This window comes from Micromonospora sp. HM134 (assembly GCF_007833915.1).
Taxonomy (GTDB): domain Bacteria; phylum Actinomycetota; class Actinomycetes; order Mycobacteriales; family Micromonosporaceae; genus Micromonospora; species Micromonospora wenchangensis.
In genome coordinates, this window is sequence record NZ_CP041061.1 from 6,082,570 (window position 1) to 6,106,773 (window position 24,204).

At 69.7% G+C, this 24,204-nt stretch carries 26 protein-coding genes, 1 tRNA gene and 1 pseudogene; 21 read left to right on the plus strand and 7 right to left on the minus strand.

From position 1 onward, the window contains the following. Positions 1–135 precede the first annotated feature (135 nt). Entirely contained in the window at positions 136–954 is an 819-nt protein-coding gene (gene ssb / locus FJK98_RS26300) for a single-stranded DNA-binding protein (RefSeq protein ID WP_145921362.1), read from the minus strand. Between the two features lie 396 nt (positions 955–1,350). Between ssb and FJK98_RS26305 the strand changes: the two genes are divergently transcribed. Together FJK98_RS26305 and FJK98_RS26310 are read left to right on the plus strand one after the other, a co-directional pair. Continuing rightward, positions 1,351–1,773 carry an HPF/RaiA family ribosome-associated protein gene (locus FJK98_RS26305; RefSeq protein ID WP_145921363.1) on the plus strand — a complete coding sequence of 141 codons (423 nt, stop codon included), beginning with the start codon at positions 1,351–1,353 and terminating at the stop codon, positions 1,771–1,773. A gap of 163 nt (positions 1,774–1,936) precedes the next feature. After that, positions 1,937–2,956 carry an alpha/beta hydrolase gene (locus FJK98_RS26310; protein ID WP_145921364.1) on the plus strand — a complete coding sequence of 340 codons (1,020 nt, stop codon included), beginning with the start codon at positions 1,937–1,939 and terminating at the stop codon, positions 2,954–2,956. Between the two features lie 147 nt (positions 2,957–3,103). Here the strand turns inward: FJK98_RS26310 and FJK98_RS26315 are convergent, their stop codons facing one another. Beyond that, positions 3,104–3,787 carry a hypothetical protein gene (locus FJK98_RS26315; RefSeq protein ID WP_145921365.1) on the minus strand — a complete coding sequence of 228 codons (684 nt, stop codon included), beginning with the start codon at positions 3,785–3,787 and terminating at the stop codon, positions 3,104–3,106. A gap of 151 nt (positions 3,788–3,938) precedes the next feature. On the opposite strand from FJK98_RS26315, the gene FJK98_RS26320 reads away from it, so the two are divergent. The 4 genes from FJK98_RS26320 to FJK98_RS26335 all read left to right on the plus strand — a co-directional run bounded on the left by FJK98_RS26320 (position 3,939) and on the right by FJK98_RS26335 (position 7,922). Beyond that, positions 3,939–4,011, plus strand: a tRNA-Arg gene (locus FJK98_RS26320). Between the two features lie 68 nt (positions 4,012–4,079). Further along, positions 4,080–5,582: a tyrosine-type recombinase/integrase gene (locus FJK98_RS26325; protein ID WP_145921366.1), complete on the plus strand. Its 1,503-nt coding sequence runs from the start codon at positions 4,080–4,082 to the stop codon at positions 5,580–5,582. A gap of 96 nt (positions 5,583–5,678) precedes the next feature. Then, a complete protein-coding gene (locus FJK98_RS26330; protein WP_145921367.1) occupies positions 5,679–6,761 on the plus strand; it encodes a hypothetical protein in 1,083 nt (360 codons plus the stop codon). A gap of 126 nt (positions 6,762–6,887) precedes the next feature. After that, positions 6,888–7,922 carry an NAD-dependent epimerase/dehydratase family protein gene (locus FJK98_RS26335; protein ID WP_145921368.1) on the plus strand — a complete coding sequence of 345 codons (1,035 nt, stop codon included), beginning with the start codon at positions 6,888–6,890 and terminating at the stop codon, positions 7,920–7,922. On the opposite strand, the gene FJK98_RS26340 is transcribed toward FJK98_RS26335, so the two are convergent. Continuing rightward, positions 7,902–9,176 (minus strand): hypothetical protein, encoded by a 1,275-nt coding sequence (locus FJK98_RS26340; RefSeq protein ID WP_240762372.1) that lies wholly within the window; start codon positions 9,174–9,176, stop codon positions 7,902–7,904. The two genes, FJK98_RS26335 and FJK98_RS26340, sit on opposite strands and share 21 nt — an antisense overlap. A gap of 140 nt (positions 9,177–9,316) precedes the next feature. Between FJK98_RS26340 and FJK98_RS26345 the strand changes: the two genes are divergently transcribed. From FJK98_RS26345 to FJK98_RS26385, 10 genes are all read left to right on the plus strand, one after another. Next, positions 9,317–9,559: a helix-turn-helix domain-containing protein gene (locus tag FJK98_RS26345; protein WP_145921369.1), complete on the plus strand. Its 243-nt coding sequence runs from the start codon at positions 9,317–9,319 to the stop codon at positions 9,557–9,559. 349 nt (positions 9,560–9,908) lie between these two features. Further along, positions 9,909–10,151, plus strand: coding sequence for a DUF6284 family protein (locus FJK98_RS26350; protein WP_145921370.1), 243 nt, complete (start codon positions 9,909–9,911; stop codon positions 10,149–10,151). A 12-nt stretch (positions 10,152–10,163) separates the two neighbouring features. Beyond that, complete coding sequence (locus FJK98_RS26355) at positions 10,164–10,373, plus strand: hypothetical protein (RefSeq protein WP_145921371.1); 210 nt, start codon at positions 10,164–10,166, stop codon at positions 10,371–10,373. Next, entirely contained in the window at positions 10,370–11,164 is a 795-nt protein-coding gene (locus FJK98_RS26360; protein ID WP_145921372.1) for an ABC transporter permease, read from the plus strand. The genes FJK98_RS26355 and FJK98_RS26360 overlap by 4 nt, the downstream gene beginning before the upstream one ends. A gap of 92 nt (positions 11,165–11,256) precedes the next feature. After that, on the plus strand, positions 11,257–11,721 hold the full coding sequence (locus FJK98_RS26365) for a DUF3307 domain-containing protein (RefSeq protein ID WP_013735514.1): 465 nt from the start codon (positions 11,257–11,259) through the stop codon (positions 11,719–11,721). Positions 11,722–11,750: 29 nt separating this feature from the next. Beyond that, positions 11,751–11,918, plus strand: coding sequence for a hypothetical protein (locus tag FJK98_RS33375; RefSeq protein WP_168222553.1), 168 nt, complete (start codon positions 11,751–11,753; stop codon positions 11,916–11,918). A 96-nt stretch (positions 11,919–12,014) separates the two neighbouring features. Beyond that, positions 12,015–14,198 (plus strand): cell division protein FtsK, encoded by a 2,184-nt coding sequence (locus FJK98_RS26370; RefSeq protein ID WP_145921373.1) that lies wholly within the window; start codon positions 12,015–12,017, stop codon positions 14,196–14,198. Positions 14,199–14,345: 147 nt separating this feature from the next. Further along, a complete protein-coding gene (locus FJK98_RS26375; RefSeq protein WP_145921374.1) occupies positions 14,346–14,585 on the plus strand; it encodes a hypothetical protein in 240 nt (79 codons plus the stop codon). Then, positions 14,582–14,887, plus strand: a complete 306-nt coding sequence (locus FJK98_RS26380; RefSeq protein WP_145921375.1) for a hypothetical protein — start codon at positions 14,582–14,584, stop codon at positions 14,885–14,887. Before FJK98_RS26375 ends, FJK98_RS26380 begins: the two co-directional genes overlap by 4 nt. 36 nt (positions 14,888–14,923) lie before the next feature. Continuing rightward, entirely contained in the window at positions 14,924–16,879 is a 1,956-nt protein-coding gene (locus tag FJK98_RS26385; RefSeq protein ID WP_145921376.1) for a DUF3987 domain-containing protein, read from the plus strand. Positions 16,880–17,086: 207 nt separating this feature from the next. On the opposite strand, the gene FJK98_RS26390 is transcribed toward FJK98_RS26385, so the two are convergent. After that, entirely contained in the window at positions 17,087–17,857 is a 771-nt protein-coding gene (locus FJK98_RS26390) for a hypothetical protein (protein WP_240762374.1), read from the minus strand. Positions 17,858–18,352: 495 nt separating this feature from the next. On the opposite strand from FJK98_RS26390, the gene FJK98_RS26395 reads away from it, so the two are divergent. After that, the gene (locus tag FJK98_RS26395; protein ID WP_145921377.1) at positions 18,353–19,774 is read left to right on the plus strand and encodes a hypothetical protein; all 1,422 of its coding nucleotides are present in this window, start codon (positions 18,353–18,355) and stop codon (positions 19,772–19,774) included. A 166-nt stretch (positions 19,775–19,940) separates the two neighbouring features. Here the strand turns inward: FJK98_RS26395 and FJK98_RS26400 are convergent, their stop codons facing one another. After that, positions 19,941–20,510, minus strand: coding sequence for a TetR/AcrR family transcriptional regulator (locus FJK98_RS26400; protein WP_145921378.1), 570 nt, complete (start codon positions 20,508–20,510; stop codon positions 19,941–19,943). An 84-nt stretch (positions 20,511–20,594) separates the two neighbouring features. Here FJK98_RS26400 and FJK98_RS26405 point away from each other — a divergent pair, with 84 nt between their 5' ends. After that, on the plus strand, positions 20,595–21,542 hold the full coding sequence (locus tag FJK98_RS26405) for a ketopantoate reductase family protein (RefSeq protein WP_145921379.1): 948 nt from the start codon (positions 20,595–20,597) through the stop codon (positions 21,540–21,542). A gap of 93 nt (positions 21,543–21,635) precedes the next feature. Here the strand turns inward: FJK98_RS26405 and FJK98_RS34390 are convergent. Both FJK98_RS34390 and FJK98_RS33380 read right to left on the minus strand, forming a co-directional pair. Continuing rightward, positions 21,636–21,918: pseudogene (locus FJK98_RS34390) on the minus strand (hypothetical protein); the annotation flags it as partial. A gap of 8 nt (positions 21,919–21,926) precedes the next feature. After that, positions 21,927–22,103 carry a hypothetical protein gene (locus tag FJK98_RS33380; protein WP_168222554.1) on the minus strand — a complete coding sequence of 59 codons (177 nt, stop codon included), beginning with the start codon at positions 22,101–22,103 and terminating at the stop codon, positions 21,927–21,929. Between the two features lie 297 nt (positions 22,104–22,400). Between FJK98_RS33380 and FJK98_RS26415 the strand changes: the two genes are divergently transcribed. The 3 genes from FJK98_RS26415 (at position 22,401) to FJK98_RS26425 (ending at position 24,121) form a co-directional block, all read left to right on the plus strand. Then, positions 22,401–23,285, plus strand: coding sequence for a helix-turn-helix transcriptional regulator (locus tag FJK98_RS26415; protein ID WP_145921380.1), 885 nt, complete (start codon positions 22,401–22,403; stop codon positions 23,283–23,285). After that, positions 23,282–23,479, plus strand: coding sequence for a DUF397 domain-containing protein (locus tag FJK98_RS26420; protein ID WP_145921381.1), 198 nt, complete (start codon positions 23,282–23,284; stop codon positions 23,477–23,479). Before FJK98_RS26415 ends, FJK98_RS26420 begins: the two co-directional genes overlap by 4 nt. A gap of 102 nt (positions 23,480–23,581) precedes the next feature. Next, positions 23,582–24,121, plus strand: coding sequence for a DUF4240 domain-containing protein (locus FJK98_RS26425; protein ID WP_145921382.1), 540 nt, complete (start codon positions 23,582–23,584; stop codon positions 24,119–24,121). The last annotated feature ends 83 nt before the right edge of the window (positions 24,122–24,204 follow it).

Consider the following 24,204-nt stretch of genomic DNA (forward strand, 5'->3'; position numbering starts at 1 on the left):
AGCCTAGTCGTACGGCGGGGTGACCACGTCGCCGTCGCCACCCCGCCCCCGTCCGTACGAACCGGCACCCGTGTCCCTTCCCCGGCACGGGTTCCGGAGCGCGCCCACACCCGGTGCGGGCACCCGTGGGCGATCTCAGGCCGGGACCGGTACCCGCCCCCGGCCACGCCGGCCCCGGCCCGCCGGACCGAGGGCCACCTCGCCCGGGGTCGGGACGACCGCCTCCTCCGCAACGGCCGGCCCGTCGCCGCCCGGACCGTTCTCCTCCTCCGACCGGTTCCCGCCACCCGGACCGTCCCCGCCGCCCGGCCGGTCCCCGCCGCCCGACTGCGCCGCCGGTTCGTCGTCGGGCAGCGGGACCGGGTCGTCGTCGGGTTCGTCGTCGAACGGGTCGGCCGGCGGGACGTACCCGCTGCCGGACAGGTCGTGGCCGGCGCGCGGGAGACCGAAGCCGGACAGGTCGAAGTCGTCGTCGAGGGGGCGGTCGTCGGGCCCGGCGGGGACCTGGTCGGCTGGCACCGGCTCGGTCGGCTCGCCGTGCACCCGTTGGGCCGCCGCCGCGTCCTCCACCGTGCTGGTGGCCATGGTCGGCCGGTTGCGTTGGAACCGGGACCGGCCCCGGGACAGGTCGTGCCCGACCGCGACCGCCTCCAACTCGTAGAGCACCCGGTGGTTGCCGGCGTCGTCGGTCCAGTCGCGGGTGTAGAGCCGTCCCGCGACCACCACCGGGTCGCCGACCATGACCGAGGCGGCCACCCCCTCGGCCAGCTTGCGCCAGCAGTTGACCCGGACGCGCAGACTGTTGCCGTCGACCCACCGGCCGCTGTCCCGGTTGAGGCGGCGGGCGGTCGAGGCCACCTTGAAGTTGGCGACCAGGGTGTTGCTCTGTGCCGTACGACGCCATTCCGGCGCGGTCAGCACGTTGCCGACGACCGTGACGTAGGTATCGAACATCGTCCCCTCCCAGGGGCCTGTGGATGCAATGACGAGTCGACTCGGGATCGAGCCTGGCCGGTACGGCACGGCGACGCGAGTCCCCGACCCCGTCCTGTGGACAACCGGAGCGCCTGTGGACGACGACCTGATCAAGGTCCCGGTGTGCTAGGCCATCAGGCCCTGGGTGGCCCGACCGGCCGGGGCGAAGATCAGGTGGCAGGGCCGGCCCCACCCCTCGGGTCACGACGACACCGCCGAAGGTGGCGTCACCCGGAGTGAGGTCGACCCCGGCTGGGTAAAGAGTTGATCACCCAGGCACCACCAGGCACGACGTCCGACGAGAAAGGCAACGCTGATGATTCGGACCCCGTTGCGTACGACCGGCTCCGTCCGCACCGAGCGGGAGGTGCGGCGATGAGCGCGGTGGCGAACCCGGCGACCGTGGCCGAGTGCCTGCGGATGGGCGCGGGCTTCTCCCAGGGCGACCGGAACTGGATCGTCGAGCAGTTCGGCACCCTGGACGCCCGGCTGGCCGCCTTCCACGCCGACGCCACCGAGCTGGAGGTGTCGGTCAAGGACCGGGAGGCGCGCGGGCAGAAGGTCACCCTGGAGTGCTGGATCGCCGGCCGGCAGAAGATCGTCACCACGTCGAGCGAGGAGGACCTGCGGGCCGCCCTCAACGACGCCCGGGACGACCTGCGCCGCAAGCTCAACGACGCCAAGACCAAGCAGGAGCCCCGGCACAACAAGCACATCCGGGAGATGGCCCAGCCCACCCCCGCGCCGGATCTCGACGCCGACGGGAACCTCGACCGGGTGGACGCCGAGACCGCCTGACCGGCCACCGGGCCGTTCCCCTCCCCGCCGGAGGGGAACGGCCCGGCGCGGGGCTGCCCGCCACCGACCGGACAGCGGGCGAGCGGCCCGCGCCGACGCCGTCCACCACGACGGCCGACCCGGGGGCTACCGCCGGGTAGCCTGCGGGCGTAGCGTCGCGGTCGTGGAACAGGACGTGCTGGGGCCGCCGTACGAGCGGCAGACGATCGACCTGGGCACCGACGACGAGGGTCCGGTGGTCGCGACGCTGGTCCGGCGGCGCGCCGACCGCCCGACCGGCCGCGCGGTGCTCTACGTGCACGGCTTCGTCGACTACTTCTTCCAGACCCACCTGGCCGACTTCTACGCCGAGCGCGGCTGGGACTTCTACGCCCTCGACCTGCGCAAGTACGGCCGCAGCCTGCTACCCCACCAGACCCCGAACTTCTGCCGCGACCTGAGCGACTACTTCCCCGAGCTGGACGCCGCCGCGAAGATCATCCGGGACGAGGACGGGCACGACACCCTGCTCGCCATGGGCCACTCCACCGGCGGCCTGATCATCTCGCTCTGGGCACACGCCCGCCGCGACGCCGCAGCCGTCGACGGGCTCGTCCTGAACAGCCCCTTCTTCGACCTCAACGCCCCCTGGCTGGTCCGTCGACCCCTCGCGGCCGCCGTCTCCCGACTGGGCCGTCACGCGCCGCACCGCATCCTCCCCTTCGGCCTGGGCACCGTGTACGGCGAGAGCCTGCACGCCGACCATCGCGGCGAGTGGACGTACGACCTGGCCTGGAAGCCGCTCGCCGGGTTCCCCGTCCGGGCCGGCTGGCTGGCCGCCATCCGCACCGCCCAACGGCAGCTCCGCGCCGGACTGGACATTCCCGTCCCCGTGCTGGTGGCCTGCTCGACCCGGAGTTTCCGGGGCACCCGCTGGCACGACTCGGCGGCCCTGGCCGACGCCGTGCTGGACGTGGAGCACATGGTCCGCTGGGCGCCCCGGCTCGGCCGGCACGTGACCGTGGCCCGCTTCGACGGCGGCAAGCACGACCTGGTCCTCTCCGGCCCCGCCGTACGCGAGCGGGTCTTCACCGAGGTCGGCCGGTGGGCCGAGGCGTTCCTCGGTGCCGGCCCGACGCCTCCCGCCTCGTCCGGGCCGGCGGCCGGGGCCGTGCCCCAGCCACGTCCCGCCCACTCCCCATGATCGACTCACCTGAGCCGACGTAGCGGCATACGGCGTCGGGCTCGACTCATCTGAGCCGATGTAGCGGTAACCGGCAGACGGGGACACCGCCACATCGCCACCCTTGAGTCGATCAAGCCGGCGGGTCGGCAGGTGGAGGGGCGGCGGTCAGGAGGCGGGCAGGGCGGCGAGCACGCGATCGAGGGTCGCCACCGGGTGTCCGCCTCCGGACGCGTCGTCGCCGGGCAGGAGCACGCCGAGACAGCACAGGCCGATCTCCCCGGCGGCGTCGGGACGTACCCCGAAGACGGGAGCGCCGACGTAGCCGGTAGGGAGCGCGGCGGTGACCCGCAGCCGGTCGCCGTCGCGGACGGCCCGCTCGACGGCGACCTCCAACGGTCGACTGCCGTCACCGCCGACGCCGAGGGCCAGCACGATCGCGGTGACCGGCCCGATACCGAACGCGGCGAGATCGTCCGCCGTGACGGCCACCGCGGCGGGCACCGGCTGCACCCGCCACCGCCAGCCCTGCCCGGCGGCGTACCCGTGCAGCTCGCCGGTGGGCAGGGCCGCCACGCCGAGCCGCGCGTCCCGGCGCCAACCGGCGGACAGATCCACCAGCGGCAGCGAAACGCCGGCCACACCGGCCGGCTCGGTGACACTGGGCCGCAGGCCGAGCCGCTGCGCCCGCCCAGCGACCACGTCCGCGGTCAGCAGGAGATCGCCGGCCGGATGGCCGAGGAAGAAGGCGGTGCCCGGGTCGCCGGCCGTGTCGACCGGCAGGATGGCCCGGCCCAGGAGCTGGCACAGCTCGTAGGCGACCTCGTCTTCGGCGTCGGGTTCCAGCAGCACGGACCCGAGGGTACGGCCCGCCGCGCCGGACGGAAGAGGGGTGCCCGGATCGGGGGTGCCGTGGGACGCTGATCACGCGTGTCCGGATGCGACCCGTTCCGCCGTACGGCGGGGGGTCGGCGGTACCCTCTTGGCGCGACACGTACGCCGCGCGCCCGTAGCTCAGCGGATAGAGCAGGGGACTTCTAATCCCAAGGCCGCAGGTTCGAATCCTGCCGGGCGCACAGGTACTTTCCCCTTCTGACCAGCTCGCGTGGGGCTATCCGTGGTGCGAGCGCGCTACGGTGGCCCCATGGCAGCCTCGAACGGACGCAGCAAGCGCCAACGCGGCGAGGTCGAAACCCTCCCCAGCGGGTCACTGCGCGTGAAGGTCTATGCGGGCGTCGACCCGATCAGCGGCAAGCGGCACTACCTGACCGAGGTCATCCCCGCCGGCCGCACCGCAGCCAAGGAAGCCGAGAAGGCACGTACCCGGTTGCTGGCCCAGGTCGACGAGCGGCGTAACCCGCGCACCCGCGCCACGCTCGACCAGCTCCTAGACCGGTGGCTTGAGGTGGCCGACATCGAGGCCACGACCCGCATGGGGTACGTCAACAAGCTCAACAAGCACGTACGGCCGGTGCTCGGCAAGCTGCCGGTCGGCCGGCTCGACGCCGAGACGTTGGAGTCGTTCTACGCGAGCCTGCGCCGCTGCCGCGACTGGTGCGGCGGCAAGGCGTACGTGAAGCACCGAGTGGAGGGCGAGCACACCTGCACGGCGAAGTGTCGGCCGCACGTCTGCAAGCCGCTCAGCGCGTCGTCAGTGCGCCAGATCCACTGGATTCTCAGTGGTGCCCTCAGTCGCGCCGTCCGGTGGCGGTGGATCGCCGTCAACCCCGCCGGACAGGCCGAGCCACCCGCACCGCCGCACCCTGATCCGCAGCCGCCGAACCCGGCCGACGCCGCGCGCATCATCAACGAGGCCTGGCGCGATCCGGACTGGGGCGCGTTGGTGTGGCTCGCCATGACGACGGGTGCCCGGCGCGGTGAGCTGTGCGCGCTGCGCTGGCAGCATCTCGACCTGGCCGCCGGTGTGTTGACCCTGCGCCGCAGCGCCTACCTGGACGAACACGGCGACCTGCAAGAGAAGGACACCAAGACGCACCAGCAGCGGCGGGTAGCGCTCGACCCCGAGACGATCGAAGTGCTGCGCGAGCTGCACGGCCGGTACGTCGAGCGCCTGGCCCAGCTCGACGCGGACACCGATCGTGTCGACTACGTCTTCTCCCCCGAGCCGGACAACAGCCGTGGCTACCGGCCCGATACCATCACCCAGCGGTACGGCCGACTCGCCGCCCGGCTTGGCATCACCAGCCACATCCACGCCCTGCGCCACTACTCAGCTACCGAGCTGATCAACGCAGGTGTCGATGTGCGAACGGTCGCCGGCCGGCTTGGTCATGGCGGCGGCGGGACAACCACGCTCAGGGTCTACGCCGCTTGGCTTTCCGAATCCGACCAGCGTGCCGCCGGCACCCTCGCTGCCCGGATGCCCGCCCGCCCGACGTCGCCCGCCCTGCCGAGCAGCCCGTATCGGACTATTGCTGAAGAACTGCGCGAGCAGATCCAGAGCGGAAGACTCAAGCCGGGCGAGCCACTTCCTACGGTCGCTGAACTCGCACAGGCGTACGGACTCTCGGTCGGCACCGCTCATCGCGCAGTGGCGCTGCTTACGGCGGAGGGACTGGTGAACGTTGCCCGAGGCTGCAGAGCAACCGTCGCAGTCAGCCCGACGAGCAACCGCAGGACGAGCTAAGTAGCTCCGCCAACGCCTATAGGTCCTTGACAACTCCGCGGCTCGCCCTCGGAGGAGACATCGACCCGACTGGCCACCCAGGGTATGGTAGCGAACGTGCTGCCAAGCCTCCAGTTTACCGAGTTTCACAAATTCCTGGTCAGCGCCGGCGGATTGTCCATGGGCACGGCGGCGGCACTTCCCGTCTTTTTAATCAAGACCCAAAAGGCAAGCCTAGTCAAAAACAATGAAGTGTCGGACTTGAGCCCAACCTCAAAAGGGGCGCTAGAAATACAGCAGAATCAAATGCTGTGGCTCCTTAAGAGTTGGCCGTTCATCTCCGGCACACTCATGCTGGCCGGAATGTTGCTATTAATCTTCGGGGCAGCGATTTGGAAGAGGCGGCAAGACGTACTGAATGAACGTGAGGCTTCTGAAATTCGGCGCACTAACGCCGAAGAGGAAAAGCTACGACAAGAGTCGGCAGCCTTATTGCGGGCACATCGAGAGCCTCTAGAGGAACAACTTCAGGCAGTCGAAGAGAAGGCAAGAGAGGTCGAACAAATCAGCGAGAGGGGGCCCGAGCAGGAGGCGCAGCCACCTGACAATTCCGACTTAAACAAGGAGGCGAGAGAGAGCGAACGAGCAGCAACATCTGCCGAGTTCTGGCTAGATTCATTTGAGATACCCTCCGGCGCACCCAAAAACGTCGCCAACGTCCTCAACTACCTTCGCATCGAAGAACGCGCAATCGAGCGGATCGGAAACATGTATAAAGGCGATGTAGACGTATCAAGACAGGTGCGCCTGGGGGATGCACGAGTAGATGCCACCTTCACGTCGCTGTCTTCCGATCTACCCAACCTTGTCGTTGACGTCAAGTACCTTTCCGGCTCATTCCACCAAATCCGAAGCAAAGTTGAGGAGGCAGTCCTCGAAGCCAGCAGCAATAGTCGAGCTGTTACAGAGGTATCTAAGTCAATCTTTCGCCCCGTCATCATCTTCGTAACTCCACCAACCAAGGATTCAGACGCTCGATACATCGTAGACAACGTACTGGAACAAGTTCTAGACGATATGCGGGAAATCGAACGCCCGCCTCTTACTGTCATCATTTCAAGGATGGACAGCCTGGAACGATTAACAGTCGATCCCTCATGGTTTCGGTCATCAGTTCCATACATCGTTCGGGCCGATTGACACTTCTCGCGGTTACGAAGCACCTGAGCAATCACTAGATGCAAGGTGGCCACTTGCTGAAACTAAGCGTGCTCGGCGCAACTACCCCGCGTTGGGCCGGTGGATTGCTTTCGGCATGATGGACCTATGCGTTTGCTAGTGCTCGGCGGAACCTGGTTCGTAGGCCATGCGATCGTCACGGCCGCCATTGATGCTGGCTGGGAGGTCACCACGTTCAACCGGGGCACCTCCGACCCCTTTCTAGAGGCCGTGCGGCCCGTTCGGGGTGATCGAACCCGTCCAGAGGACGTCGCCGCCCTCGCCGCCGCCGGCCCATGGGATGCCGTGATCGACACCTCGGGGTACGTACCGAGGAACACCCTGGACGTAGCTCACGCGCTCGCTCCCGTCGCCGGTCGCTACGTCTTCATCTCCACGCTCAGCGTCTACCGAGACTGGCCGCTGAAGCCCCTTAGCGAGCGTTCCGAGCTGCTCTACTGCCCGCCGGACGCCGGCCCCGACTACGGCACCGACACCGAAGACGGCCCGACCCGGTACGGCTACCAGAAAGCCGGTTGCGAGGCCGCAGCCGTCACCGCGTTCGGAGCTGACCGAACCACGATCCTGCGCCCCGGTGTCGTACTCGGCCCGCGTGAGTACGTCGGCCGCCTGCCGTGGTGGCTGCGCCGCGTGGCTGCTGGTGGAGAAGTCCTATCCCCCGGTTCCCCCGACCGCACCATTCAGCCGGTCGACGTGCGCGACCTGGCCGCGTTCGCACTCCACACAATCACCGAAGGTTCCTCCGGCGCGTTCAACGTCTGCGCACCGCAGGACGGTGCCACCTTCGGGGGGTTCCTGGCGGACTGCGCCCACGCGACCCAGTCCGACGCCTCCTTCGACTGGGTGCCCGATGAGGTATTGCTCAGCCAAGGCGTCCGGCAGTGGTCGGAGCTGCCGCTCTGGCGCACGTTCGACGGCGTGTGGCGCGTCAACACCACCAAGGCGCAGGCAGCCGGCCTGCGCTGCCGGCCGCTCTCCCTGACCGTCCGCGACACCTGGCGCTGGATGGTGGAAAGCGGCGAGGTCAGTAGCCACGATCGGGCCACCGAGATCGGCATCAGCCCGGAGAAGGAAGCGCAGGTGTTGGCTGCCTGGCATCGGTCAGGTGAGCGGGCGGGCTGAGGTTTCGGACAGCCACGCCGCGATGCGCTCGGCGAGCTGGCGCGCGTCCGCATCGCGGTCCCACGGCGACTGGCTCAGCATGTGCTCGATCCGCGACAGCCGACCGGTCAGCGAGACGTTGCGCTTCTGCGGCGGCAGGTCCAGGACGGTACGCAGTGCGTCGGCGGCACCGTCCTTGTCTCGCATGTGGAGGTGAGCAGCGGCAACGTCGATCTGCGTCCCGTTGATCTGCGAGTACGGCCGCCTGGGCGACGGCAACGCCTCGTACACCTGCAACGCCTCTCGGGCGTACCTCGCGGCCTGCTCGCCGTTGCGGAGGTCGAGCCATGCCGCCGCCGCACATGCCGCCGCCCGCGCGTCGCCGAAAGCGAACTCCCCGCCGGTCACGGTGGCAAGTTCGTCGGGTCGGTCCGCTGCCGCTTCCCTGTCTCGCTGGGCCGCTTCCAGGACAGCCGCGACTGAATCGGAGTCCGCGAGCAGGGCGTGAGAGCGGGCAGCGACATAGCGGAGCCTCAGTCTCGGCTCGCCCTCCGGTGCCGTCCGCATGGCGCGAGCAAAGTAAGTCAGGGCGGAATCAGGCTCATTGCGCCAGTTGGCGAGGGTCATTTGCAGGCCGTAGGTCCATGCCTTCAACGACGCGTGTCCGGCCAGGTCGGCGTACTGCGTTGATGCTCTGGCCAGGGCCGCCGACTCATTCCAGTGCCCGAGGTCAAAGGCGGTGGAGGCCATCAGGGCAGCACTCTGGCCGATGACCACGTAGAGGTCGGCCAGCTCAACGGGTCGACGAGTGCGCTCGACCAAAGCCCTTGCCTCGTCCCGCAACCGGCGAGCACTGCTGAACACGTCGAAGGCTGCCATGCCTCCCGATCGGGCGAGCAACGTCACGTCTTCCTGCAAGGACTCGATAGAGTCGTTCGGCAGAGCAAGGCTCATCAGCAGGGAATCATTGGCGACCGATTCGGCAGCATCACTCACAACAGTAACAACGCTGCCACCGCCACCTGCATTTCCCTCCCGACGCACTCCGCTGAGCGTTTCGAGGAAGCGGGAACGAACCGAATCCGATACACGATCCAAGGCGGCATTCAGCACGTCTTGATTGGCATTGCCAGGAACGGTGTCGGGTCGACTGCGCCAGTACGCGACAGTCCTTGTCGCGATGCCGAGCCACCCCGCGAAACCCTCGTTCGTCATTCCGGCGGCAGCTTGCAGCGAGCAGGCGAGACTTCCTGTCCACCGGTCTACCGTCGCCACCGTGGTCTCCCGAGCTTGCGGATTGCATCGGATTGCCGCGCGTTGCACTGGGCTTGCATGGGCGTTCCCCTCCTTTTCGACTTCACTTGGTCTCAGCAAGCCGAACGGAACACCGACCACAGACTACTGAGGAGACTCCCGTGGTTGAACCCCTCGCCGCCAAGAACGATCGCCCCCGGTTCCGGTCCGTCGCGGACACCGCAGCGATTCTCGGCATGTCGGAGGTGACCCTCTACCGGGCGATTCACGCCGGCCAGTTCCCCGCGATCAAGGTCCGTGGACGCTTCGTGATCCCGGCGCGTGCCATCGACGACATGGAGGCGTCCGCGCTGACGTACGGCCTGGTCGACGCCAGCAACCACACGCTACGGCCCGCCGGGTGACCGCTACCGGGCCGCGCGCTTCGGCCCCGGAGGAGCAGGCGGGACGCTGTGCTCCCGAGCAAGCTTCCGAACGTACGCACCACTGAACGGCGACAGCCGCTCGACCTCAGCCGGGCCGACGCCATCACGGAGCGCCGCAACCACAGCCGCGACAACCGCTTCACGTGCCGCTTCATGAGCAGCTTCGGTACGCCGGTACCGCCTCGTAGCTGCTGACAGCTCGTCTCGCGCATCACTCATCAGACCAACATACCGCTACCCCCTTGCGCAACAGACCCGCGTATCGCTACCTTGTTGCGCAACAGAGGCGCACATCTAAGAGCGCCGGATCAGTCAGAAGGGACACGAAGTGACTGAGTCGAACCACTCCCCCGAGATCGGGCCGAGCGCCGCCGAGCTGGCCGAGATCGAGCAGGAGTTGCCGCTGATCGAGGCTGAGGTTCTGTTGCTCGACGCGCAGATCGTCGTGCTGACCGGCGACGGCGGTCCGACCGAGTTGGACTGGCAGCGGTTGCGTCGGGCGCAGCGTCGGGTGCTGCGGGAGGCGCGTGCCCTGCTGGCCGTTCGGTCGGCCGCCGGCCGGGCGGCGTAGGTGGTGGCCGCGATGGGCCGCCGGTTCCCGATCCCGCTGCGGGCTGAGGACTCCCGTTTCACGTTCGGTCTGGTGCATGACGTGGCCCAGGTCCTCGCCGCGCACGGCTACCCGCCGATGACCGGCCCGTACGACGGATGCGGCGCGGACCTGCTGGCCCTGCAACAAGCCCTCTTCTCCCTCATCTACACCACGAACCCATCGGAGGAACACGAGTCATGACCGCCCCCACGTTGTCGGCGTTCCCCCGGCCGGTCGAAGACCTGATCCCCGCCGCCCGCGATCTCGCCGACCAGCTCGGCGAGATCCCGTCGCGCAACCGCATCAAGAAGGAACTGCGGGTGGGCGGTCCGAAGGCAGACGCGATCCTCGCCGCCCTCACCCGCACCGACACCCCGCCGGCCACGATCGCCCCTCCGGCGGACCCGGCCGACACCACCCCGGACCCGATCGCCGACCCGGCCCCGGTGGCGGACCCGCCGCCCGCCGCCGACGACGTACCGCCGCTGGTGTCGGCGCAGGCAGCACCCGTCGCGGACCCGGGCACCAAGGTCACCACCGACGTCATCCCGACCGGCTCCAAGGGCATCCGGCGGGCTGTGGCGTGGCCGGTGGTACTGCTGGCCCTGCCGGCGTTCGTCGCGATCTGGTCCGGGTGGGTCGGACTCGGCGGACTCACCGGGTTCGGGGTGGTGCACCCGCTGCCCGGCATCGCCGACGGGTTCTCCATCAACTCCGCGATCACCCTGCCGATCGGGGTGGAGACCTACGGCGCATACGCCCTCTACATCTGGCTGTCCGGGCGGGTGCCCGAGCCGGCCCGCCGGTTCGCCAAGTGGTCCGCCCTCGGCTCCCTCGCCGTCGGCGCACTCGGCCAGGTCGCCTACCACCTGCTCGAAGCGGCCGGGGTCACGTCGGCCCCGTGGTGGATCACCACCGCCGTGGCCTGCCTTCCGGTCGCCGTACTCGGCATGGGTGCCGCCCTGGCGCACCTGGTCCGCACGCACGACTGATTTCGCCCGGCGGCGCGGCCACCTGGCTACCAACCTGCGCCGCGCCGCCGGCCCTCGACCCCTCAGCCAATCGACCTCAGGAGAGACCACCCATGTTCGCAGATCCCACCGGCACCCGCGCTGCCACGTTCGCGGCCGTGTTCGTCGCCCTCTACGTCGCCCACCAGGTCGCCGACCACTGGGTACAGACCCAGCACCAGGCCGACTGCAAGGGCCGCCCCGGATGGGCAGGCCGCATCGCCTGCGCCACCCACGTCACCACCTACACCCTCACCGCCGGCCTGGCCCTGGTGTTCCTGATCGCCGGCACCGGCCTGCGCCTGGACCCGGCCGGTGTGGCGGTCGGGCTGACCATCTCGGCGGTCACCCACTACATCGCCGACCGACGTACCCCGCTCCAGCGCATCGCCGCCGCTCTCGGCTCAGCCCGCTTCTACGCCCTGGGTGCTCCCCGGCCCGGCCGGGACGACAACCCGTCGCTGGGCACCGGTGCCTACGCCCTCGACCAGTCCTGGCACATCGCCTGGCTGTTCATCGCCGCCCTGTTCGCCGCCTGATCACCCCTCACCCGGAAGGAGGCCCACTGATGGCAAGCATCTCGATCGGCAGCGCCGGACGCGTCACCAGCGGCGGCAAGCAGTTGTGGTGCCCGGCCTGCGGCAACGAGACGAACTGGCGCGACATCACCGCCACCAACCAGCGCACCCAGGCCACCTGCGGCGACTGCGGCAACCGCATCTCCGTCAAGAGCTGACCTGCCTGCCCGGCGGCGCGGCCACCTGGCTACCAACCCGCGCCGCGCCGCCGGCCCTCGCCCACTGCCACAACCCCACACGGAGGAACACCCACCATGACGTCCCCCCACGATGACAACCGATTCGACTGGCGAGCCGCCGAACGCGACCTGACCGACGACGCCCCCGACACCAACGTGGTCGACCTCGACGCCGCCCGCACCGCCCGCACCACCAACCCCGACGACATCGGCGACGGCGGGCCGCTGCTGGTCGACTCCCCGGACGCGCAGCGGTCCCCGCGGTTCACCCTCGACGGTGCCCGCGTGGGGCAGCGTCGGCCGATCCTGCCCGCGTGGCTGCGCTCCCGAACGGAGCTGGTCGACGTGATGCGGTGGGCGGTGGGGCATCTGCTGCACACCACCGGCTATCACGCCCTCCGGCTGCCGAAGTACGCCGGGAAACTCGCCCTGCGCGCCCCGGCCGGGGCGGCCCGGTTGGTGTCCGGGGCTACCCGGTGGTTGTTCGACTGGGAAGGCGAGCACCTGCGGCAGTCGACCTCGCAGACCCGCGACGGTGAGCTGTACCTCAAGCTGTCCAAGCAGCGTGACCGGCGCGTCCGCTGGCGAGGCATCGTCACCACGTTCACCCTCGCGGTCACCCTGGCCGGTGGCGTCGCCGTCGCCCTGGCCCCGTTGTGGGCGCGGTGGGCAGTGCTCGCCATGCTGGTCACCCTGTGCGGGTTGCTGGGGCAGCCGGCCGACAAGCCGCTGCTCGACACCGCCGTGGTCATCCCCCGCGTCGCCCGCCTCACCTCCGACGTGGTCGTGCGCGCCCTAGCCGTGCTCGGCATCGCCGGCATCACCCAGGCCATCGCCAAGCAGGGACACCGAGCCATCGCGTTCACCGCGCCGATCACCCGCGACGGCCCCGGCTGGCGAGCCGACATCGACCTACCCCCCGGGGTCACCGCCGGGGACGTGATCGAGCGGCGTGACCGGCTCGCCGCCGGCCTCACCCGCCCCCTCGGCTGCGTGTGGCCCGAAGGGCAACCGGAGGTGCACCCGGGCCGGCTGCTGCTGTGGGTGGGCGATCAGGACATGGCCGCGACCAAGCCGGCCGCCTGGCCGCTACTGAAGGCGTCGGGTGGGTTCGACCTGGGTCGGCCGGTGCCGTTCGGGACCGACCCGCGCGGGCGGGTCATCTCGTTCGAGCTGCCGTATACGAATCTGCTGATCGGGTCGATTCCCGGCTACGGCAAGACCGCCGCCACGCAGGTGCCGATGCTGGCCGCCGCTTTGGACCCGTACGCGGAACTGTGGTGCTTCGACTTCAAGGGCACCGGCGGCTTGGACCCCTTGGAGAAGGTGTCCGCCCGGTACGCGTCGGGGCAGGACGACGACACCGCCGAAGAGGGCTTGTTGGCGTTGCGGGAGCTGCGCAAGGAATGCCAGCGCCGCGCCGCGATCATCAAGGGCCTACCCAAGGCCGTGTGCCCGGACAACAAGGTCACCCCCGAACTGGCCCGCCGCAAGAAGCTCGGCCTGCACTGGCTCGTGGTCGCCCTGGACGAAGTGCAGGAACTGTTCTCGCACCCGGAGTTCGGCAAGGAAGCCGGAGAACTGGCCGAGAAAATCATCAAGCTCGGTCGCGCCCTGGGCGTCATCCTCGTCGTCGCCACCCAGCGGCCGGACGCGAAGAGCCTTCCGACCGGAGTGTCCGCGAACGCCGGTACCCGGTTCTGCCTGCGGGTCATGGGCCAGATCGAGAACGACATGATCCTGGGCACCTCGGCGTACAAGAACGGCATCCGGGCGACCATGTTCGCCAAGAAGGACAAGGGCGTCGGCTACCTCGTCGGCGCAGCAGACGACGCGCAGATCGTCCGCACCTTCTACGTCGACGGCCCCACCGCCGAGAAGATCACCGACCGGGCACGCACCCTCCGCGAGGCAGCCGGGACGCTCACCGGCCACGCCATCGGGCAGACGCCAGCCACCCCGGCGGCACGCCGGGACACTCTGTTGGACGACATCCTCACCGTCGTCCCGGCGACCGAGCCCAAGGTGTGGGCGGAGACGCTGACCGAACGCCTCGCCGAGTTGAACCCCGACGCCTACGGGGATCTGACCCGCGACCAGTTGACCGCCGCGCTCAAGCCCTACGGGATCACCACCGGGCAGGTGTGGGGCACCGACCCGGCCACCGGCAAGGGCGCGAACCGGCGCGGCATCGACCGGGCCGACATCGCCGATGCGGTTGCGGAGCGTCACAAGCGGCGAGGCGACAAAGCCGCCTAACCCGGACAGCGATCGGGTGCTAGGTCTAGCGGCGGCCCCCGCTAGACCTAGCACCCCCGCTAGCACCCCATCCGATCCCCGGCCAGCGCCCTAACAACTAGCGGCGGCGGCCCTCTACGCCCCTGATCCGGCCTGTGGAGGCACTTCGTGACCACCATCGCCCTGCTCGCTAGCCTTCTCCTACCCGGTTACGCAGCGTGGTACCTGATCCTGTGTGCGGTGTCCCCGTGGGGACGCTGCCGGTGCTGCCACGGACGGCGCTCCCACCGCACCGCGATCGGCACCCGACGCGACTGCCCCCGCTGCGACGGCACCGGCATCCGCGTCCGCACCGGCCGCCGCATCGCCGACTACATCCGTGCCGAGTACCGGGCCGGCAACCAATGAACCGCCGCCGTACCGGCCCTGATCACCACACCGAGTGGTGCGCCCGGGACCACCGCTGCAACCTCGCCGAACACCGATCGGCAGAGATCCTGGTCGACCTGCCCGGCCACGCACGGGCCGTCCTCGTCCGCGTACGCGCCAGCGACGGCCGCGAGCACGCCGAGATCCGCGTACGCGTCGCCCTGGCCGACGTCGACCCGGCCGCCCGCCGCCAGCTCGGCACCCTGCTTGCCGATCTGCGCGACCTGGTGACCCACGCCGCCGTGACCCGCCGGGCGCAACCCGGCCGCACCGCCGCCTGACTTGCCCTCCCCGCCTCACGACAGGAGCACGTCATCGTGACCCGACCTCCCGCACACGACCACGCCGCCGAGCAGGCCGTCATCGGCGCTGCACTGCTCAACCCTTCCGTCGTCGCCGACCTCGCCCCGACGCTCGCCCCGGCCGACTTCCACCGACCCGCGCACGGCCGGCTGTGGGAAACGCTCTGCGCGATGCACGCCACCGGCGAACCCGTCGACCCGATCGCCCTCGCCGCCCACCTCGCCGCAACCGGCGACCTCGCCAAGGTCGGCGGTGCCCCGTACCTGCACACCCTCATTGCCGCCGTACCCACCACCGCGAACGCCGGGCACTACGCGCGGATCGTCGCCGACCACGCCCGCCGCCGCCAGGTCGCCGACCTCGGCACCTACTTCGCCGAGAAAGCCGACCAGGGCGCAGACGTCGCCGACATCCTCGCCACCGGCCGCGCCATGCTCGACCACGCCGCCACCGGCACCCAGTGGGCGCCGCTGATCCCGCTCGGCGACCGCCGCCACCTCCCCGAGTTCCCCGCCTACGTCCTGCCCGGCTGGGTCGCCGAGCACGTCTACGCCGTCGCCGAGTTCACCCAAACCCCCGTCGACCTCGCCGGCTGCATCGCCCTGGCCGCTCTCTCCACCGCCGCCGGGGGCCGCGCCGAAGTGGAGGTACGCGGTTCCTGGCGCGAACCGACCAACCTGTTCACCGTCGTCGTGTTGCCGCCCGGCTCCCGCAAGTCAGCCGTGTTCGCCGCCATGACCGGGCCGCTGCTCGCCGCCGAGAAGACCCTTGTCGAGCGCGTCAAACCGGCGATCGTGGAAGCCGAACTCGCCGCCCGCGTGGCCGGCAAAACGGCCGAGAAAGCCGCCATCGCCGCCGCAAACGCCGACACCTCCGGCCGAGACACCCTGCTCGCCGAAGCAACCGCCGCCGCCATGAACGCCGACGCCGTCACCGTCCCTGTCCTACCGCAACTGGTCGCCGACGACGTCACCAGCGAGGAAGCCGCATCCCTGCTCGCCGAGCAAGGCGGACGCCTCGCCGTCCTCTCACCCGAAGGCGGCATCTTCGCCACCATCGCCGGCCGCTACTCCGGCACCCCCAACCTCGAAGTGTTCCTCAAAGGCCACGCCGGAGACATGCTGCGAGTCAACCGCCGCTCCCGCGCCCCCGAACACGTCGAGCACCCCGCCCTCACCCTCGGCCTGGCCGTACAACCCGACGTGCTGCGCGACATCGCCGACATGCCCGGCTTCCGTGGCAAAGGGCTGCTGGCCCGAATCCTGTTCAGCCTGCCGGAAAACACCGTCGGCCGACGCAAGATCGGTGCCGACCCGGTACCCGAACCCATCGCCACCGCCTACACCACCAACCTCGGCGCACTGGTCGCCACCCTCGCCGAATGGACCGACCCTGCCGTGCTCCCGCTCACCCCGGAAGCCAACGAACGCGTGTTGGACATCGAACGCGCCGTAGAGCCACGCCTCGCCCCCGGCGGCGCATGGGGACACGTCGTGGACTGGGGCAGCAAGTACACAGGCGCAGTGGTCCGCCTCGCCGGGCTGATCCACCTCGCCGAACACCTCCGCGACGGCTGGGGCAAGCCGGTCACCGCCGAAACTGTCGAGCGGGCCGCGCTGCTCGGCGAATACTTCGCCGCTCACGCCCTGGCCGCCTTCGACGACATGGGCACCGACAAGAGCACCCGCTACGCCCGACTCGTGCTCGCCTGGATCGAACGCACCAACTCGACCACGTTCACCAAGAAGGAGCTGTACCGGGCCGTCCGCAGCCAGATCCCCACCGCCGCCGACCTCGACCCCGTCCTATCCCTACTCGAAATCCACGGCTACCTGCGCCAACTCGACCCACCCGCCCGCACCGGAGCAGGACGCCCACCGTCGCCCGCGTTCCTCGTCCACCCCGACGTCCACCAGACCACCGGCACCGTCCACGCCCTGCCCGCAACGGCAAGCCGCAGACCCGCGTAACCCGCTGGCTCAAATGGCGAGAATGGCCGAAACCCTGCCCGTGCAGGGTTTCGGCCATTCTCGCCATTTAGACCAAGGTCTTGACCGTCGCCAGGCAGCGGCCATCTACCCATCAACTTTGACCTTCGAGAATCAACCTCCCTGTTCGACTCTTGCTCTGGCTCGCCTCGCCGGCACGCGCCCACGGCCGGCTTACCACATCGGAAGCTAGTGGAACTGCTTCATCTGAGAAACGGCCCTCTCCAGTCGATTTACGATGCGCGGCAAGTTCTCAGCGATTTCAGCAACAGCCCGGGTAGTGTTTTCGAAGATTCCTCCCTCGAAAACCTCGGCAGCATACGCAGCAGCGCGTGCGCTGCTATCGAAAGTGCTCGCACCAAGCACTTCAGCGGCGTAGGCCAGGGATCGCGCAGTCTGACCGCTCATACCATCCCCGGCTGCCGACAGGGTTGCGATGATGCCCTTCAGTTCCATGACCGTTTCAGAGTTCGCCACACCGGTTTCCTCCAACCGCCTGGTGACGGCTTCAAGCCGCTGTAGAGGGGGTTCAGCAAGCTCCGTCAGCAGCTCGCCGAGCGTTTCGGCGTCAGGCAGGCGCAATCTAGCGAGCACAGCGCCTGCGGCACCCTCGTGGCGAGTCTTCCAGGATTTCAGTACCTCGGGCGTATACCTGCTTTCGTCGCCATCCACCTCCTGATGATGCGCGAGGCAGAGCAGAAGCAGATTGGCAAAGGAATCGCGTTCCTCCGGTGGCATCTCTCCTTCAAACCGAGCAGCATTCGGCTTCACGCCGTAGATGTGGGCCACCTGCGAGTTCTTCTGGTAGACACCCGGTCGCACCTCAAGAACGACGGGCATGGGGCAGTTCGGGGCATAGCACTGCCCGTTGCTGACAGTCCAGAGAGCGGCCACCATCGCCGCAGGGAGGTTCCTTCGCTCGCCAGCGCCTTCGGCGCGAGGCTTGGGTGTCGTCGTCACCACAACACGATGTCATCAACCTATGACACATAGCTACAGCCCTCGGCGGGTTCCACCGCGCCGATCAACGGGCTACCACAGAGCGTCATCACCTCTCGCAACATCCACCCCACCGCCACACACCAGCCATGGAGCTAATCGTGGTGCGAAATACCGCCCAACAAGGAAGCTCAGGCACTCCAGGGAAGCTGTTTGAGCAGCTAGAGCAACCACCGAAACCAGGGACCATGACGCGAATGCCACTTCTAATCCCAAGGCCGCAGGTTCGAATCCTGCCGGGCGCACCCACGCCGACCCACACAACGGCTCACCCCACCCGATCCACCAACCGTGACGGATCAGTCACGACAGGTTGTCGGCCAGCGGGCAAGCGCATATCCAGGACCTGGGAATGACCTTGTTCACCATCCATCAACATTGATCCATGTCACGCAAATCGTTTGGATGGATACGCACTGTCAACCGGCAGTGTCCGCCACCCACCGAGGAGCATCCTTGCCCCGGTCCCCGTTCCGGACCCGCCGGCCGCGCACCCTCGCCGCCGTCGCCGCCACCACCCTGGCCACCGCCCTCGCGGTGCTCTCCGCCCCGACCCCGGCCCTGGCCTGGGGGCCCGGCACCGAGCCGGCCCAGCCGTACGCGCAGCCGAGCATGCCCACGGTGCCCAAGCGCGGCTGCGCGTCCACCGTCGCCGACCCGGCCGCACCGACCGGCGCGACCCCCGCCGTCCAGGTGATCTACGCCTGGCACGACGGCGTCGGCAACAACTACGAGGCCAACGTCGAGTACATCGCCAAGGTGGTGGACCGGATCGACTGGGCGCTCGACGAGTCGACCAACTATGACCAGCACTACAACTTCAGTTGCCGCACCGGCTACGACACCAGCACGTACGCCGGCTACGCCCGCGCCCTGGTCGTGCCCGAGAAGATCGACGCCGGGGCGAACCCGAACACCCCCGCCAGTACGGTCCGCAGCGACCTGGTCTCTGCCGGATACCAGGACAGCAACCGGATCTACCTGGTGTTCACCGATTTCGCCTCGAACTCCGACGCCTACCAGTGCCCGTCCGGCGGCAACTCCAGCGGCGTGCACTGCTCGGCGGTGACCGAGTCGTGGACGACCGGCGTCGCCGGCCACGAGTTGCTGCACGTGCTCGGCGCCGGGCACGCCTGGATGGCCGAGACGGGGGCCTCCTACGTGCCGGACATCATGTACGGCTGGTGGGACAACTGGAACACCGATCCGGGGTTCCGCAGCTACTACGACCCGAGTGAGCTGTCGGCCAGCTTCTACCTCGACCCGAGCCCGTCGACGGCGAAGGTGAACGTGGCGAACCACCCGATGCTGACCGCCCCGGTCTGCTGCGACGTCGGCGCGAACAACGACCTGCTCACCGCCGAACAGCGCACGGTCGAGGCCGCCACCCCGAGCAGCAGCACGTCGACGTTCACCTCGTCGGGCGGCTGGCACCAGGTGACGCCCGCCTGCGGCGTCTCGACGAACTCCTGCACCTACTTCGACGGCCGCCGGTCGGTCCAGTTCAACACCTACACCGGGCCGTCCAACACGTCGTCGATCTCGCTGACGAACCGGGCAACGGTCACCGCCGGCCGGACGTACAAGCTGTTCACCCGGTTGCGCAGCGGCACGGCGGTGAACACCCAACTCCAGCTCGCCTGGTACAACTCGGGCGGCACCCTGTTGTCGACCAGCACCGGAGCGACCGACACGCTCGCCGGCAACTGGCTGGAGTACCGGACGACGGCCACCGCCCCGGCGAACGCCGCCAGCGTGCGGCTCACCGTGAACGTGCCGGCGCAGTCCACCACCGGCAACCAGGCCATCAACCTGGACAGCCTCCAGCTCAACGACTGCACGGCGAACACCGGCGGCACCTGCCGCTACGACACCTGAGCCACCGGCGTGGTGCGGGCGGACGAGGGACGCCCGCACCACGCCCCGCCTCCACCGCTCCCCCGGCGACAGGCCGCCGAGCCCCGACGGCCGGCCGACAACACAAGACCGACACCCGACGACAGGCCGACGACACCCGACGGGGCAGCACACCGGCGCAGGCCGTTCACCGCGCCGGTCGGCGTAGGCCGGCGAGGACGAGGGTGATCACCCCGTCCGCGTCGGGTCGGTAGGCCGGGTGGCCGTAGGCCGCGCAGATGCCCTGGAGGGCCATCATGACCGCGCCGGCCCCCACGTCGTCGCGGATCTTCCCGGCCCGGACGGCGGCGGCCAGCAGGTCGGTGACGGCCCGGCCGAGGGCCTCGGCACCCTCGGCGAGCGCGCCCGAGCGGGCGGCCATCAGCGTGGACAGGGTGCGGGCGAGGCCCTCGTGGTCGTGCAGGTGGGCCACGAATCCGCGCAGGAAGGACTCCAGCGCCTCGTCGGCGGGGAGGGTGGTCCGCGCCTCGCGGGCCCGGTCGCACATGGCGGCGAGTTCTTCCCGGTAGACCGCCTCGGCCAGGGCTTCCCGGGTGGGGAAGTGGCGGTAGAGCGTGCCGGTGCCGACGCCGGCCAGCTTGGCGAAGTCGTCGAAGCGCAGGTCGTAGCGACCCTCGGCGAACAGTTCGCGGGCCTTGGCGAGCAGGGCGTCGCGGTTGCGGCGGGCGTCGGCGCGCAGCGGCTTGGCGTCGGTCATGTGGGGGCCTCGCGTTGACAAGTGGAGACTGTCTCCATATTTTGGAAGTGGAGATGGTCTCCGATTGTAGCTCCCGAGGTGCGCGTGAAGATCTTGATGTTCGGCCGTGGCGTGATCAGCGCGACCTACGGGTGGGCCCTGGAACGGGCGGGCCACCACGTGGAGTTCTACGTCCGCCCGGGGCGGGCGGCGACGTACGGGGAGGCGATCGACCTCGACCTGCTCGACGCCCGGCGGCGGCCGTGGGGCCGGCGGGTCGTCGAGACGTGGCCGGTGCGCTACCGCGAATCGTTGGAGCCGGACCACGACTTCGACCTGATCGTGCTGAGCGTGCAGCACTACGGCTTCGCCGAGGCGGCCGCCTTCCTCGGGCCCCGGGTGGGCGGGGCCACGGTGCTCGTCTTCAACAACCTGTGGGTGGAGCCGCTGACCGCGACCGCCAACCTCCCGGCCGACCAGCTGGCCTGGGGCTTCCCCGGGGCCGGCGGCGGTTTCGGTGACGACGGCGTGCTGCGCGCGTCCCTACTGCCCGTGGTCTTCCTCGGCACGCTCGACCGGCCGCCGACCGAGCGCGAGCAGGCCGTGCGTCAGGTGTTCCGGGCGGCCGGGTTCCGGGTCCGGGAAAACGCCGACTTCCGTGGCTGGCTGTCGGTCCACTTCGCCCAGAACGCCGGCCTGCACACCCAGAGCCTGCGGCGGGGCACACTGTCCAACCTGACCACCGGTGACCTCCGCGAGGCGATCCTCGCCACCCGCGAGCTGCTGCCGCTGGTCGAGGCGCGGGGCGTCGACCTGCGGCGGCACCGCGCCGAGCTGCTCCCCTTCACCGCACCCCTCTGGCTGGCGGCACCGGCCATGTCCTGGCTGATGGGGCATTTCCCGCCGATGCGCCGGGTGACGCAGGCGCACGCCAACCCCGAGGAGCTGCGCGCGGTCTGCCGCGACACCCTGGCGGAGGCGCGCCGGCTGGGCATCCGGGTCCCCCGGCTGGAGGCGGCCGAACCCTACTTCGCCGCCACCACGACGCCCTGACCCGTCACCCCCTACCGGCCGCACCCCGGCCGCCCGCCGGCCGGCGCTCGGGCGACGCACCCGCCGTACCCCGCCCACCGTCCGCCGGCGGCAACCCGGCCGGCCGGGGCCCCTGCCGCATGTTCGGCGTCACCCCCGCCCGGCCCGGCGCGCGCGGCACCGGCGCGGGCCGCACCGTCGCCAACCCCGCCGGCCGTACGAAGATCGAGCGCCGGACCACCGCGTCCCCCTTGGCGTCGAGCTGGTAGACGTCGAGCCAGCACCATCCGTCGTAGGTGATCCAGTCGAGCACCCGGATGACCCGGCACCTGATCGGCCTGACGAACTGCACACTGGCCGCCCGGCCCACGTCCACCAGGTCACCCGCCTTCGGCAGCGGCGCGCTCACCGCCGCCCCCAGACGTGCCGGAACCTGCGCCACTCCCTGATCCGGTGCCGGGCGGCCTCCACCACCGGGCAGAACCCGGCCTCGGCACACCTCCCGCACCGCCGGTGGCGGTGCTGGTCCAGGCAGTCCCACGCCAGCCGGACCAGCAGCGGCATCTCGCGGCGGGCCGTCACGACGCCACCCCGGGCCGGCCTCCGCGCTCGCAGGTGGCACACATCGGGTGTCCTTTCCGGAAATAGCGCCGCCCCGCCCGCGCGCTATTCGCAACGAGCGGGACAGCGGGCTATTGTCGACGCCTTTCTCCACGCCCAGATCACCGTCCGGCGATTCACACAGTGCGACACGACCGACACCTTGCGCAACACCTCACCCTCCCCCTAATGTCGGGTCGATTTGACGCGCGAGGAACGGAGGAGAGAAATGGCGGAGGGGAAACAATTGTTGTTGCATCAGGGGTGCGGTGATGTTGCATGACGGAGGAAACAAGCGGTTCCACCGTCCCCCGGCGGCAGCTCGGCCGGCTACTTACCCAGCTCCGTGAGGATGCCTCGGTCACCCTGGACAGCGCGGCCGAGGGGCTGGACTGCTCCCGGCAGAAGGTGTGGCGCATCGAGAAGGGCCTGGTGCCGGTGCGGGTGGTGGACGCCCGCGCCATGTGCGCGATGTACCGGGTGCCGGAGGAAATGACGTCCATCGTCGCCGGGCTCGCCCGGGAGACCCGCGCCAAGGGGTGGTGGCATTCCTACGGCGACGTGGTCCCGTCCTGGTTCTCGCTCTACGTCGGCCTCGAATCGTCGGCGTCGACGCTGCGTCAATACGATGCGGAACTGATCCCGGGTCTGCTCCAGACCCGCGAGTACGCGGCAGAACTGTTCCGCCGCAAGAATCCCACCATGAGCCCGGCGGAGCGCGAAAAGCTCGTCGAGGTACGGATGCAGCGCCAGCACGTCCTGACCCGCCGGCTGCCCAGCGCGCCCACCCTCAAGGTGGTGCTGAGCGAGGCGGTGCTGCGGCGCACCCTCCCCGACCGGCAGGCGATGGCCGGGCAGCTGCGGCACCTGCTCGACATGGCCACCCTGCCCAACGTGAGCCTGCGCGTCCTGCCGTTCACCGCCGGCCCGCCGCTGGCCAGCGAGACGGGCACCTTCGTCCTGCTGGACTTCCCGCAGGCGTTCGGGCGGGCATCGACGGAGCCGACTACCGTCTACCTGGAGAACATCACCGGCGCGCTCTATCTGGACAAGCCGGCGGAGGTCGCCGCCTACGACCGCGTCTGGGCCGACCTGGAGACGCTCGCGGCCGACGAGGCGGCAACAGAGAAAATCATCCGGGCGATCATCGAGGAGCGAGCATGACTGACCTGGCCGGGGCCGTCTGGCGCAAGAGCACCCGCAGCGGCGGGAGCGGCGGCAACTGCGTCGAGGTGGCCGACAACCTGCCCGGCCCGATCGGCGTACGGGACAGCAAGGACCAGTCCGGCCCGGCGTTACGGTTCCCCCCGGCCGCCTGGTCCACCTTCGTCCGCGCGGTACCTCGCGGACCGCGCTGAACCCGGCGGGGGCCGCCCGCCCGGGTGGGCGGCCCCGGCGTCCCATGTCGGCGGTACGTCGTTGCCCGGAGAACGTCGGGGCCGCCCGCTACGGTGCTGCCCATGAGTGACACGGAAACCGCGAACCGCCTGCCCACGGCCGAGGAGGAGGCCCGGTTCTGGGCCCTGGTGGAGGCCGCCTGGGAGCGGCTCGGCCCCGAGCCGGCCGCGCTGCGCCGGGCGCTGCTCACCCGCGACCGGGCCGCCGACGACGACAGCGTGTACGCGATCGACGGCTGGCTGGACGCCTTCCTCGACCAGTTGGGCCAACTCTGCGCCGACCTGTCCGGCCCCGAGCTGACCGACCTGGACCGGGTCGCCGAGCGCAAGCTGTACGACATCGACCGGGCCGACGTGCACGCGGTGATCGACGGTTCCGACGACGGTTTCCTCTATGGCCGGGGTCACGTGCTGGCGCTGGGGCGGGAGTTCTACGAGGCGGTCCGGGCCGACCCGACCTGGGCGTTGCCCGACGGCTACCTCCAGGGCATGGGCTACTTCTTCGCCCGGCTGCACCGGCAGCGCTTCGGCGAGTCGCCCCGGACCGGCTCCGGCATCTCCCGGGAGTCGTGCACCAACCCGACCGGCTGGGCCGGCCGGTGAGCCGCCCGGCTGCCGGTGGTCTGGCACCCGGGTACGGCGGATCGACACGCCGCACACCAAAGGTAAACAGTTAGGGCAGCTCA